Below are 12,852 nucleotides of genomic sequence, written 5' to 3' on the forward strand. Positions count from 1 at the left end.
ATAGATAAACGCTAACTGTTATGGAACCATAGCCGACTAGGTAAAATACACCGAGCATATATGTGCTTAATTGGGTTCCTTATACGATCGGGAAGGTGCGTCGACCAACGTTTTTGTCTGCGTGAATATCCGGATATTGATTAAGTAAAAGCAAGTTATTACTCAAACAAAATGGTAGCAGAAGAGTTAGATAAGTGAGTTGATCATAAGCCGCGATCACTGAGAAGTTTCCGGCGACCATAACAATTCCAAATCCTGCGCCGGGCGCAATCAAGCATACCCATGGTAATCGATTAATCCATGGTGAATACAAGGCACCAAGGCAATACCAGCTATTCCAAGCGGTAGAAGTATGAGGCCTACAGAATAAACAAAATACAAACCGATCAGTGCAGTAAGACTTAGGCTGACTAACCCAAGGATGAGAGCATGCTTCAGAGCGCTAGGATTATTTGGAAGAGCGCCACTGCCTCCACTAAAAGGCGTGCGTTCAGTCTTAAGATCAACTCACTTATCTAACTCTTCTGCTACCATTTTGTTTGAGTAATAACTTGCTTTTACTTAATCAATATCCGGATATTCACGCAGACAAAAACGTTGGTCGACGCACCTTCCCGATCGTATAAGGAACCCAATTAAGCACATATATGCTCGGTGTATTTTACCTAGTCGGCTATGGTTCCATAACAGTTAGCGTTTATCTATCACAGCTACCTATTCTTACTTTGCTAAGTTTGATTACCTTGCCATTGAGCATGTACGCGTTTATTGAGGCGAAGCGTCTAGGTGATGATATTGCGAATAATCCAAAAGCACTTGCATTCAACGTCATTAGCGCAATTGTAAGCCCCTTGGTGCTTAGTATTAGTTTATTCATCGCTTAGAGGCACTTATGCATTCTTCACTGACTTTTCGTTCTGCGACACCTTCCGACACTGATCGTTGTTTTCAAATAGAACAAGAAGGATATGCGGGCGATGAAGCTGCCACTCGAGAAAAAATCCAACAACGTATTGAGACTTATCCCGAGGGATTTCTCGTTCTAGAAAAAGAGTCGCAAATCATCGGTTTCATCAATTGCGGAGCATGTTTTGACGTCTCCCTAAGTGATGAAGAATTCAAAGAACTCATCGGTCATGATCCAATAGGCCCAAATCTCGTTGTCATGTCAGTGGTTGTGCATCCTGATTTCCAGCACCAAGGTTATGCCACTGCATTAATGCACGAATTTATTGCTATGATGCAGGCGATGCAAAAGTCAGCAATGTATCTTATCTGCCAAGAGGAGCTCGTCGGTTTTTATCAACAATTTGGGTTTGTTGATGACGGGACGTCAGAATCGAGTCACGGAGGATTACGCTGGAACGACATGCATTTAGTCTTGTCGAACTAACCTTCAATTTTTGATTTCAACGATAACAAAACCGTTTGATTTACAAACTCGTCCGACTCAGTCAGCAGGGAAAGTTTTTCTATACTGATAGGAGGTTTAGCCGAGGCTTCAACAGCAGAATATTGCGCCAGAATGATCGCATCATAGACAATTGAGTACTTGCGCAAACGCATGGCATCTCCCATATCGTAGAGCGCTTGATCAAACTCCTCAGACATACCCCATTCTTTTCGAATTTGGATACAAATTTTCCATGCAACTCGCTTAAATACCTTAAAGCGCTGCATTGGAAGGATTTTTTCCTCCTCCGGCAAAGATCCTTCTAGGCGGTCAAGCTCTTGATTGACAATCAACATGGCCAGTTCTGGAATCAAGCCAAGCAAATAGTTAGATGGCCCATCTTGATCACGAATAATACTCAATGCTTCTAAGCTTGCTCCGGAACACAAAGCCCATCGCCATACCGTCTCATTTAGCGTTTTATTTCCACCACTGGCTTGGAATACGGGCATCATCGTTGCAGCAGAAACAACACGCTTAATACCGGCAATGCCAAGGCGTCGAATTGCTTCATCTAATGATTCAACACTTTGATTACTCAATCTGAAAAATGGAGAGTTTGCAATTTTAAGCACTTGTGAAGTAAGCGCCGGATCCTTAATTAGAAATTGCGCCACGGTATCGTTATTAACCATTTCCATCTTCAGAAGCTTCAACAAGAGAGGCAAAGAGCTTGGTTTTCTGGGAATTTTTTCAGAGTTTAATTCGTTACTAAGCAGCTGCTTTGCGTAGCTTTTGGCATTTTCTCTCTGAGTTTCAGTTGGCATCTCATAAGAATGTTCGGTTCCAAACAAACTCTGACAAAAGGCGTGATCTAATTCGAGCAAGTATTCACGATAACGCTTTGTTTTCGCGTTAGTCGTTTCAGAATTCGTCGCCCCATGCGTATCTTCAGAAGCGTTCTGTCGTTCGGTGAGATGATAAACAGGCTGATTACTGACTGGTTCAGTAACTGCACTTACACCAAACATTTTTCTTAACCATGCAATCGCCATATCGGTTTATCCGTAACCTTCATCGCATATTTGACTATGCACTAAAACGTGCGCCACTTCACAAAGTGTAATACAGGCTCTTAGTAATGCAAAAGTACTCGCAACTTAAACTTAGGAAGGAATTCGACCCAGAACGAAGGGTAACCAAGGCGTGTATTTTCCTGGGTTCTTCACAAGATCAGTCTTTAAATCCGATTCTAATACCCATGCTGTTTCACTGACTTCTTGAGGGTTCAATTCAAAGTCGAAGATTGTGTCATTAGAAACAAATACATGGTCATACTCATGTTCAATAAGACCGTTTTGCATTTCCGTTCGATACAAAACAGGCTCTAATTCCTTAAGATCTAATTTTTGCGTTATTCCAAGCTCTTCTCCGACTCTGCGCTGAACAGCCGCGGCTGGCAATTCTTCATCAAAAGGATGGGAACAACAGGTATTACTCCATAGGTTTGCTCCATGGTATTTAGTCGCGGCACGTTTCTGGAGAAGGTACTCGCGTTGACCATCAACAACTCGATAGACCATTAGAGAGAAAGCCAAATGCAACAAGCCTTTTTGATGTGCCTCAAGCTTATCGGCAAGTCCTAACTTCTTTCCCATCTCATCAACAAGTACTAGCTCGTTAGTCACCATTCAGTCCTACATTTCATAATTCAAGACAAGCCTAGACGAAATATGTTTTGATTGTCAGATCAATTTTCTCGGAGTCCAACAAATGAAAACAATAGGCCTTCTCGGCGGCATGAGTTGGGAAAGTACGCAAGGCTACTACAAAGCGATCAATGAAGGAGTGAAAGCTAAGCTTGGCGGTTTACACTCGGCCAAAATAGTTTTGGTGAGCGTAGACTTCGCAGAGATCGAGCACTTACAACATCAAAACGATTGGGAGAGCTGCGCGCAAATCCTGTTATCAGCCTCATTAAATGTCCAATCCGCTGGCGCCGACTGTCTGCTGATCTGCACCAACACTATGCATAAAGTCGCTCCAACTATCGAAGAAAAAATCAACCTACCACTACTACACATCGCTGATGCCACAGGCCAAACACTTCTAAACGCAAATATTATTAAAGTAGGTCTGCTTGGCACCGCATTCACCATGGAACAAGACTTCTACAAAGGACGATTACAAGACGAATTCTCGCTAGATGTCCTTACGCCTAACGAGGAAGATCGTGCTGAAGTGCACCGAATCATCTACGAAGAACTCTGCAAAGGCCAACTGCTTGAGTCATCCAAAGAGCGTTACTTAGATATCATAAAGAAACTACAGGCCCAAGGTGCTCAGGCTGTAATTTTAGGTTGCACAGAAATTGGATTGTTGGTGAAGCAAGAGGATACGGAAGTGACGCTTTTTGACACCACCGCTATTCATGCAGAAACAGCGGTGGATTTTGCTCTAAGCTAGTCGCGTAATCACATAGAAATCGATGTTAAGGCTCCCAGCCACTGCCAATCGCTCTAAATGGCATATCTAATTCGAAACCTTCGATTTGACTAGCAACCCATGCAGGATAGGTATTGCTATTGGGACCTGGGAACACGGTATATTCATTTGCCCAAGGGTAATCACGTGAAACGCGAAGAATATCTTCGATGAGCTGATCAGCGCCCTCACCACGCTTTTCGTATACCAACTCTGGCTTTGCCCCAAACCAATAGCGATCAGGCAAGTCTTTCTCTATGCGAAGAACCGGCACACCCCATCGAGCGCGCCAGCCAATCACTTCAAGGACAGTGTATTGATCTGCATTGCTTGGTTTAACAGATATCCATGTATGCACTGCAAATATCCCTCGCCATCCCCAAGCATCTGCAGCGTAAACTTGCACGATGGCATCAGAATAATCACCGGGGAGTGGAGATAAATTCGCAGAATCTCGGCTCGCGTCTCGCCAACTACCGGTGCTACACCCCGTAAGCACTAGACCAAGAATTAACACCAATACAGTGAATATACTTCGCATCGAAACCTCTTGATTTACCTTATTCAACTTAGACCTAAGACAAAATGTCTTACGCGTTATGAAGATGCGTAGATTAGACACAAAGCCTTTGAAAGAAGAGGTTAGATATACGAAAACTTTAAAAGTTCGAGTAAGACATACCCAAGCTGGGTCAATAAAGAATTTAGAATAAGGCAAAAACAAATAAAAACGCGCAGCTACTTAGCGTTAGGAGAGCAGCTTAGGCAAGGCGAAAGTTTGTGAGAACACGGAGTTTACATATAAGTAAATACTCGCGTAGCTCGCCCTACGGACCGCACTAAAGTGCGTTCTGGCAAAGCCAGTGAGTAAAGCGAACAAGCTTTCAACACAGCTTACGAAACGCCTAACCTCACAAGCGACGATAAGACGCGACGAAAATGAACGAAAGCTCGCAGCTTCTTAGCGTTAGGAGAGCAGCTTAGGCAGGGCGAAAGTTTGTGAGAACACGGAGTTTACATATAAGTAAATGAGTATTTCGAACAAGCTTTCAACACAGCCTAAGCAATCGCAGTAGCTAAGAATGGATTTCGAATTGAAGTCCAGCTTTCGAGATTAATCTCTCAATCAACACATCCCCCATCGCAGTTGATGGCGTATGCATTCCTGCCACTTTAGCTGTCTTGTCTTTATCAAGCGCTAAGCATGCTGCCGCTTCACCAAGCATTTTAGAGGTAGACCCGTAACCAGGATCACGATCACCACTAACAAATCCTTTCACGATCGAGCCATCGCGCATTTTAGCGATCACAAGATACTTCCAGAAGCCAGCTTCGCGCTCTGCCTTAGATGGCCCCTCACCCGGTGCTGGTAAAAACTTAGCAGTAATCTTTTTGTAGAATCCACCGGGCTTACCGCCAAGCATTGCACCGAGACCAACCAGACCAGTAATCGCTTTCAAACGGCCAGAGAAGCCATCGCCAGTCAGCATCGCTTCATCATAGGTGAAATCTTTTCCATAAGGAAAACCCGCCAAAGCGTGGCTACGACGCACCACACGTGTGTTGATCGCTGCCATAACGAACGGCATAAGGAAGCTCTTTGCATCGTCATCGTACTTCACGCTTTGCAAATCGCGCTTATCGTCGCCACCCATCTCATCACGAGGATTCAAAGTGTACGGGTTATTCAATAACTTAAAGAGCTCTTTGTCATCCGCTACTTCAGCGAGCACGTTATTGATACTTGCAATCGTGCCACCACTCGCACCACCTTTCATTGACTTCACTCGAACCTTGATCGCTTTCGCGTATTCGCCTTTAAGCTCCTTCACTTTGTTCTGAACAAAGTAAGTGCCCAAGTCAGATGGAATAGAGTCAAAGCCACAACAATGAATAATACGCGCACCCGTTTCTTGAGCGCGTTCATGGTGTTGATCGATCATTCGACGAATCCACTGCGTTTCACCAGCAAGGTCACAATAATCCGTACCGGCTTCAACACAAGCCGCAACAAGTTCGTTCCCATACAAAGCATATGGACCAACAGTCGTACAAATAACTTTCGTCTTACTGACTAAGTCTTTCAAGCTAGCTTCGTCGTGACTATCCGCAATTAGGATTGGTATATCGTTAGTGCCTTGGCCATCATTTAGACCTGCACGAACTTCCTCGAGCTTAGCTTGATTACGTCCAGCCATCGCCCACTTAAGCTCGCCATTGAGGCCATAAGTACTTAAATAAAATTCGGCTACTAAGCGGCCAGTAAAACTACTCGCACCCCAAATAATGACGTCATACTCGCGTGAATCTGACATGTTATTTTTCTCCAGTTGTTATGTATGCAGAACGCTTTACGAGAGACGATAAACGCTCGAATGATTCTTTTATGATTCAGGAACACTCCAAGTGATCCTGAATTTACCTCTTTATACAACAGTAGGTTCCCGTCCACCCCAGGGCGCCCTCTCTCGCTTCGCGATTCACCTTGTCTGCGGAAATGATGCACGCAGTATCCGAATAGCGTCACGAGAGCAGCATAGGCAAGGCGAAAGTTTGTGAGAAAGCGGAGTTTACATATACGTAAATGAGCAAAGCGAACAAGCTTTCAACACAGCCTAAGCAATCGCAGTAGCTATTTAACTACATAGCAGACATACCACCATCGACCGGAACCGCTATTCCGTTCATATACGTGTTCGCTGGCGACAACATCATCACCATCACGTTTACGATTTCCTCAACACGCGCAATACGCTTAAGCGGACAACCACGCGCAAGCGTCTTGTTTAATTCTTTCTCATCACCATTCGGATTAAGAATCGGGTTATCCACCATTGGCGTTGAAGTAAAGAATGGGCAAATCGCATTCACTCGCACATTCATTGCACCCATTTCCACAGCAGCCGTTTTTGTCATACCTACAACAGCATGCTTCGCGGCACCATAAGAACCACCCATTGGCGTCGCGCCTAAACCTGCCATTGATGCCACGTTTAGAATGGCCCCATCTTTTTGGCCAGCCATCATACGCATCTGGTGCTTCATACCGAAAGCAACGCCCTTTAGATTTACATCCAATTGGTGCTGCAAGGTTTTCTCATCGATCTGCGTAAACGGCATCAACTTCGGAGCAATACCCGCATTGTTTACCGCAATATCCATACCACCAAAGGTAGACTTTGCCAAAGCAACTAACTCTTCAGCATGCGATTCTTCAGCAACATTCCCAACAGCACTCGCTACTTCTGCGCCAAGCGCTTTTACTTTTTCGACAGTTTCAGTCAAACCATCCGCGTTGTAATCGGCAATCACTAGCTTTGCGCCACGCTCAGCAAGCTCTATGGCAAGTGCTGCGCCAAAACCACTTGCCGCACCCGTAATCAAGGCAACTTTGCCATTAAAATCAAGAAGCTTATCCATCTTACTATCTCCCTTAAATCGTAAAGCCGCCGTCGACGACAATGCATTCACCTGTGGTATAGCTCGATGCATCACTCACGAGATACAAAACGGTACCAGCCATTTCATCTGGTTCTGCATGACGATGCATTGGAATCATCTGCATTGCCGCTTTGTACATGCTTTCATTGGTGAACAAAGCGCCTGCAAATTTTGTTTTGGTTAAACCCGGAAGCAAAGCATTCACTCGGATATTGAATGGAGCGCACTCTTTCGCGAACGCTTTGGTCATATTTATAACAGCAGCCTTAGTAATCGAGTAGATACCCTGCATCATGCCCGGCTGAAGACCATTGATAGATGCCGTGTTCACGATTGCGCCTCCACCGTTTTTACGCATCAACTTGCCCGCCTCAGCAGACATAAAGAAGTAACCACGGATGTTTACATCAACCGTTTTGTTGTAAGCGCTAATATCGGTATCAAGAATATGACCAAAGTAAGGGTTAGCCGCCGCGTTGTTGACCAAAATATCTAACTTGCCGTGCTTATTGCCAATGTACTCAAAGGTCTCTTTAATTTGATCCATATCGCCAACATGGCAAGCCCATGCCTCTGCAGAACCACCCGCTTCACCAATCGCATCCGCCACACTCTGACAATCATCAATCTTACGGCTCGACACAATAACGTGAGCGCCCTGCTCTGCAAGCAACTTGGCGATGGATTCACCAATACCGCGGCTTGCGCCAGTAACTAGGGCGATTTTGCCTTTCAGGTTAAATAAGTTAGTAGCCATCTTTTTTATCCTATTTCCTAAATTCTTAAACTAGAGTCAGAGTACTTTTACTCTGACCCCAATATTTTGTTAAACCCTAGGTCCGACTTACAAAAGCGCGTCTGGAACAACCACAACCTTGCCTTTCACTTCGCGATTCATCACTTTCGCAAGCGCATCGCCAGTACGAGATAGTGGGAAAACTTCATCAGTTTCAAGGCGAACAACGCCATCGCGATACCAAGCAAATAGCTCCTGCATGTTTTGCATAAAGACCATAGGCTCGTGCATAACAAATTGACCCCAAAATACGCCAACTAAGGAATACTCTTTTACGAGTGCCAAATTAACAGGCAATTCAGGGATCGTGCCCGATGCAAAACCTACAACCAATAAACGGCCATTACGTGCCATTGCACGAGAACAGGCTGCAAATGCTTCCCCGCCAACTGAGTCATAAACAACATTCGCACCTTTGCCTTTAGTCAATTCTTTGATGCGCTCTTTAAGATCTTCTTCGCTGTAATTAATCAGCTCATCTGCGCCATTCGCTTTTGCCATCTCTAGCTTTTCTTGTGACGAACAAACTGCAATTACGCGCGCGCCCATTGCTTTACCAATCTGCACCGCCGCAATACCCGTTCCGCCTGCCGCGCCCAGAACAACAAGAGTTTCGCCCTTCTTCAAACGAGCGCGCTGCTTGAGTGCGTGGTGTGCTGTACCGTGTGCGCACATTAGGTTGGCAGCATCGGTATCCGTAACATCATCTGTAACAGGTAACACCGTCATGGCATTCACGATCACCTGTTCTGCAAAAGCACCATATTTCTGGCTAGAGCCGATTAAGCGTTGGCCAACTTTAAGATGCTTAACACCCTCGCCTAACTCAACAACTTCGCCACAAAACTCCATGCCCGGAACAAACGGAAGCTCAGGACGCGCTTGATATAAACCTTGCACTAACAAGCCATCAGGAAAGTTCACACCACTGGCTAGAATTTTCACTCGCACCTGACCTTTGCCCGGTGTTGGATCATCAATATCTTTGTACTCAAGATCCGAAATCGGACCGAATTCATTACATACAATTGCTTTCATTGTTGTTCTCTTTTTTGTTCGCTAGAAGCTAGAAAATTATGTCGTCATTCCCAATGATCAAAACAACACAGCAATGACGACAGCACGAATTAAATAGCGTTATGAGAGAAACTTAGGCGAGGCAAAAATTCACGAAAAGACGGAGTTTACAGACTAGTAAATGAGTACTTTGAGTGAATTTTTAACAATGCTTAAGTGATCGCACTAGCTATTTCAGAACTAACCCTCAGTTTTGATAACGTGCAGAGCCCCCATCGCTAATGGGGCTACGTAGGCCCCCACCTTACTCGCCTGCTTACTAGAAGCATTGCCATCCAAAGCACGCTTCGCGACACCTTGCGCTATCGCCGCTAAACGGAAATAACTAAATGCGAGGTAAAAGGCCCAATGGTCAATTTTCTCAATGCCCATCGCTTCACAATAAGTCTCGACATACTCAGCTTCGGTTGGAATACCCAACGCGCCACGATCTGCACCCGCGAGACCACTCATATCACCAGCGTTAGCTGGCATGCGTAGTTGCATGCACTGATACGCTAAATCAGCAAAAGGGTGACCCAAGGTAGAAAGCTCCCAATCAAGCACCGCTATTACACGGACTTCATCCGGAGCAAACATCATGTTGTCGAGACGGTAATCGCCATGCACAAGCGACACACGACCATCATCCTCTGGAATATGGCTCTCGAGCCATTCAATCAGCTGATCCATTGCCGGAATTTTTTGTGTTTCTGAATCACGATATTGCTTGGTCCAGCGCGATAATTGGCGCTCGAAGTAGTTCCCCGGTTTGCCATAATCACCTAAGCCAACCGCTTCAACATCGACTGAATGTATCGCTGCGAGCACTTTGCCCATTTGCGAATACGCGTGTGTGCGTTCTTCGTTAGATGCCAGTTTTGGTAATGCAGCATCCCAAAAAATGCGCCCCTCACAATATTCCATCACATAGAACATCGAGCCAATCACTTCGCGATCTTCACACAGGTGATACATCTTAGGCGTCGGCACATCCGTATTTTCTAGCGCTTTATAAACACGATACTCACGGTCTACAGCATGTGCTGACTTCAGCAATTTACCCGGTGGCTGGCGACGCAATACATACTCGCCACTCGCCGCACTCAATTTAAAGGTTGGATTAGATTGACCACCTGAGAATTTCTCTGCGCTTTTTAAGCCATGGAAACTCTCGATATGCTCACTCAAATAGCGATCAAGAAGCTCAATATCTAAACTATCGACGTCTGACATGCTCGCCTCCTATTTCTTTGCCAGCATGGCGTAGCCAGAGGCTAAGCCGCGACCAAGCTGCATCATGTGCACTTCGTCCGGACCATCAGCCAATCTAATTACACGCGCCATTTGATAGGCTTGTGGCAAGAAGGTGTCTTGGCTTAAACCCATTGCACCGTGGATTTGCATAGAGCGATCAATCACCGTGCAGGCCATTTGAGGTGCAACAATCTTGATCATTGAAATAAGCGCCTTAGCACCTTTATTCCCAACGCGATCCATTTGATCCGCGGCTTTTAGCGTCAACAAACGCGCTTGCTCGATCTCACAGTAAGACTTAGCGATACTCTCGCGCACAGAACCTTGGCGGCTCATCGTCTTACCAAAAACGGTGCGCGACTCAGCACGTGCGCACATCATTTCAAAAGCACGTTGCGCAGCACCCACTAAACGCATGCAGTGGTGAATACGCCCCGGCCCTAAACGACCTTGCGCGATTTCAAAACCACGACCTTCACCCAAAAGCATATTGCTTGCCGGTACACGAACGTTCTCAAAAGTAATTTCTGCATGCCCTTCTGGCGCATCATCATTACCAAATACTTTCATTGGACGAACAACAGTCACCCCAGGCGTATCCATCGGGACTAAAATCTGAGACTGCTGAATATATTTGTTGGTGTTGTCAGGGTCTGTTTTACCCATCACGATCAGAATTTTACAACGCGGGTCACATGCACCTGAGATATACCACTTACGACCATTGATGACGTAATCATCGCCATCACGTTCAATGCGGGTTTCAATATTGGTCGCATCACTCGATGCTACATCTGGCTCCGTCATCGCAAAACCAGAGCGGATCTCACCCTCCAATAGAGGCTCAAGCCATTGTTTCTTTTGCTCTTCAGTGCCGTAACGCACGAGCACTTCCATATTGCCGGTATCTGGCGCACTACAGTTGAAGACTTCAGAACCAAAACGCGTGCGGCCCATAATTTCAGCAAGCGGTGCGTATTCAAGATTAGTCAAACCTGCACCGTATTCTGATTCAGGCAAAAACAAGTTCCACAAACCCTGCTTCTTCGCGAGCTCTTTTAGCTCTTCAATCTGAGGAGGAATGGTCCAGCGATTTTCACCTTCTTCAATGGCTCGGTTGAGCTCGTCTTCAATGGGATAAAGATGATTATCGAGAAAGGTTTGCACCTCTTTCATCAATTTTTTAACGCGATCTGAATACTCAAAATCCATGCTTTTTGCCTTCAGTGATTCTTATTTACGTGGCAAGCAGTTTAAAAACCGAAATAAAATCATTGAAGTTTATTTTATTTATATCGTTAAATAAAAAGGAGTGATACTAAGTCAAATATTGAGGCTTCTCAGATGCTGTTGAACAAAATTGATATGAACCTATTTATCGTGCTCGATGCGATCTATAGCGAACGCAAGCTCACCAAAGCAGCAGAAGTGCTTCATATTACGCAGCCTGCAGTCAGTAATTCTCTTGCGCGCTTACGTGCGCATTTCAGTGACGAATTGTTTGTGCGCCAGTCGGGGCAAATGGTCCCTACCCCGCTCACCGAAAACATCATTGAGCGCGTACGAGAGGCCCTCGCCTCACTGCAAAGCAGTCTCAACGAACATGATGCCTTTGACCCATTGCAGTCAACGCGAACTTTTCGTTTCTCAATGAACGACACATCAGAAGCCTATGTATTACCGCGCTTAATGTATGTACTTCAAAAAGAAGCCCCGAATATTCAAATCGAGAGTTACAGTATTCCGCGTAGCGATATGGTGCGCGCGTTCAGCGCCGGTGAGCTCGACTTTGCCCTTGATGTACCCATCATTAACGACAGCGATCTCGTCAATACGCCAATTGCTGACGACCGTTATGTATGCGTCGCGCACCATGAACATCCGCGCATTCAAGGTGATCTGAGCCTCGATCAATACATGAAAGAAGCGCATATTCATGTATCGAGTCGACGAAAAGGAGGTGGCCAAATTGATGCGGTACTTGCTCGATTAGGTCTTCAACGCGAAATTAAACTACGTATTCAACACTCGCGCGCAGCGAGCCCAATCGTCGCGCAAACAGACATGCTCCTCACCATTCCTGAAAGCCTGACACAAGGCACTGAACTACAAATACTCGAACTACCCTTCGCCATTCCAAAGCTAGACTGGCACCTATACTGGGCCCAACGGCATGAGAATGATCGTGCGCATCAATGGATGAGGGAGAGGATTTTTGAGGTTTTTGGGGATTGATGTCCGATGTCGCATGCACCTCACAGTAGACTTGCATTTACATATGATCGACCAGGTTCTGTCGTCATTCCGGCGAAGGCCGAAATCCATTGTCTTGCTCTTTTGAATTTTCTACTTTCCTGCTTTCAACAGACTTTCTAGTCTCGACTCTTCTTTTCCTGTCGGCGCTGGCCGACGGCAGGAAAAGAAG

The 12,852-nt window shown here is 45.5% G+C and carries 14 protein-coding genes; 4 read left to right on the plus strand and 10 right to left on the minus strand.

Annotated features, from left to right (window positions below):
* Positions 1-79: 79 nt before the first annotated feature.
* On the minus strand, positions 80-313 hold the full coding sequence (locus A3762_RS26460) for a UbiA family prenyltransferase (protein ID WP_156493399.1): 234 nt from the start codon (positions 311-313) through the stop codon (positions 80-82).
* Between the two features lie 334 nt (positions 314-647).
* On the opposite strand from A3762_RS26460, the gene A3762_RS10870 reads away from it, so the two are divergent.
* Together A3762_RS10870 and A3762_RS10875 are read left to right on the plus strand one after the other, a co-directional pair.
* Positions 648-884, plus strand: a complete 237-nt coding sequence (locus tag A3762_RS10870; RefSeq protein WP_068755443.1) for a hypothetical protein — start codon at positions 648-650, stop codon at positions 882-884.
* Positions 885-892: 8 nt separating this feature from the next.
* Positions 893-1,393, plus strand: a complete 501-nt coding sequence (locus tag A3762_RS10875; RefSeq protein ID WP_068755445.1) for a GNAT family N-acetyltransferase — start codon at positions 893-895, stop codon at positions 1,391-1,393.
* On the opposite strand, the gene A3762_RS10880 is transcribed toward A3762_RS10875, so the two are convergent.
* Complete coding sequence (locus A3762_RS10880) at positions 1,390-2,448, minus strand: HDOD domain-containing protein (RefSeq protein WP_068755447.1); 1,059 nt, start codon at positions 2,446-2,448, stop codon at positions 1,390-1,392. The two genes, A3762_RS10875 and A3762_RS10880, sit on opposite strands and share 4 nt — an antisense overlap.
* A 111-nt stretch (positions 2,449-2,559) precedes the next feature.
* Complete coding sequence (gene idi, locus A3762_RS10885) at positions 2,560-3,081, minus strand: isopentenyl-diphosphate Delta-isomerase (RefSeq protein ID WP_197469204.1); 522 nt, start codon at positions 3,079-3,081, stop codon at positions 2,560-2,562.
* Positions 3,082-3,166: 85 nt separating this feature from the next.
* Between idi and A3762_RS10890 the strand changes: the two genes are divergently transcribed.
* Positions 3,167-3,859, plus strand: coding sequence for an aspartate/glutamate racemase family protein (locus A3762_RS10890; protein WP_068755449.1), 693 nt, complete (start codon positions 3,167-3,169; stop codon positions 3,857-3,859).
* A 25-nt stretch (positions 3,860-3,884) separates the two neighbouring features.
* On the opposite strand, the gene A3762_RS10895 is transcribed toward A3762_RS10890, so the two are convergent.
* The 7 genes from A3762_RS10895 to A3762_RS10925 form a co-directional block, all read right to left on the minus strand.
* Complete coding sequence (locus A3762_RS10895; protein WP_068755264.1) at positions 3,885-4,418, minus strand: DUF3750 domain-containing protein; 534 nt, start codon at positions 4,416-4,418, stop codon at positions 3,885-3,887.
* Positions 4,419-4,953: 535 nt separating this feature from the next.
* Positions 4,954-6,192: a trans-acting enoyl reductase family protein gene (locus A3762_RS10900; protein ID WP_068476135.1), complete on the minus strand. Its 1,239-nt coding sequence runs from the start codon at positions 6,190-6,192 to the stop codon at positions 4,954-4,956.
* Between the two features lie 325 nt (positions 6,193-6,517).
* Positions 6,518-7,297: an SDR family NAD(P)-dependent oxidoreductase gene (locus A3762_RS10905; protein WP_068755450.1), complete on the minus strand. Its 780-nt coding sequence runs from the start codon at positions 7,295-7,297 to the stop codon at positions 6,518-6,520.
* A gap of 13 nt (positions 7,298-7,310) precedes the next feature.
* Positions 7,311-8,075 carry an SDR family oxidoreductase gene (locus tag A3762_RS10910; RefSeq protein WP_068755452.1) on the minus strand — a complete coding sequence of 255 codons (765 nt, stop codon included), beginning with the start codon at positions 8,073-8,075 and terminating at the stop codon, positions 7,311-7,313.
* An 87-nt stretch (positions 8,076-8,162) separates the two neighbouring features.
* Entirely contained in the window at positions 8,163-9,152 is a 990-nt protein-coding gene (locus A3762_RS10915) for an NADPH:quinone oxidoreductase family protein (protein WP_068755454.1), read from the minus strand.
* Positions 9,153-9,371: 219 nt separating this feature from the next.
* The gene (locus A3762_RS10920; protein ID WP_068476139.1) at positions 9,372-10,406 is read right to left on the minus strand and encodes a phosphotransferase family protein; all 1,035 of its coding nucleotides are present in this window, start codon (positions 10,404-10,406) and stop codon (positions 9,372-9,374) included.
* A 9-nt stretch (positions 10,407-10,415) separates the two neighbouring features.
* The gene (locus tag A3762_RS10925) at positions 10,416-11,639 is read right to left on the minus strand and encodes an acyl-CoA dehydrogenase family protein (protein ID WP_068755456.1); all 1,224 of its coding nucleotides are present in this window, start codon (positions 11,637-11,639) and stop codon (positions 10,416-10,418) included.
* Positions 11,640-11,771: 132 nt separating this feature from the next.
* Here A3762_RS10925 and A3762_RS10930 point away from each other — a divergent pair, with 132 nt between their 5' ends.
* The gene (locus tag A3762_RS10930) at positions 11,772-12,662 is read left to right on the plus strand and encodes a LysR family transcriptional regulator (protein ID WP_068755458.1); all 891 of its coding nucleotides are present in this window, start codon (positions 11,772-11,774) and stop codon (positions 12,660-12,662) included.
* Positions 12,663-12,852 lie beyond the last annotated feature (190 nt).

The organism is Oleiphilus sp. HI0125 (genome assembly GCF_001635355.1).